At 72.0% G+C, this 471-nt stretch carries 1 protein-coding gene; it reads left to right on the forward strand.

The window, feature by feature from the left end:
- Positions 1–123: 123 nt before the first annotated feature.
- Positions 124–471 (forward strand): transposase family protein (locus tag AC559T_RS17125; protein ID WP_498869382.1); only part of this gene is annotated, 348 nt, incomplete at its 3' end.

A 471-nucleotide genomic window follows, 5' to 3' on the forward strand; every position in this document is an offset into this window, starting at 1 on the left:
CTGTGAGGGCCGGGGGCTGCGACGCCCCCGGCTACTCGGCGATCGAACCGGTACCGCCATTGATCAACTATTGGTGGTGGGCTGCGAGGATCGGGCTGGTGTGATCTCCCTGATCTCGGGGTCGTGCTGCCGCATCTGGCGAACGTCGTGGTTGACGGGGTCGAGCGGTCAGCGGACGGGATACGGCTGCGGGTGCACGCGCGGGCGGGGCAGGTGGCGTGCCCTGGGTGCGCGACGATGTCCGGGCGGGTGCACGGCCGGTACCGGCGGCGGCTCGTCGATACCGCGCTCGGCGGGGCGCGGCTGGTGGTGGACCTGCTGGTGCGCCGGTTCCGCTGTGCCGAGGCCAGCTGTGTGGTGGTGACGTTCGCCGAGCAGGTCGAGGGTCTGACCCGCCCGCATGCCCGGTTTACCCCGCCGGCCGCCGCGGCGGTGCGTGACATCGGCCTGGTGGCTCTGGCGGTTTGGTTC

This window comes from Frankia sp. Hr75.2, from assembly GCF_949319125.1.
Lineage (GTDB): Bacteria > Actinomycetota > Actinomycetes > Frankiales > Frankiaceae > Parafrankia > Parafrankia soli.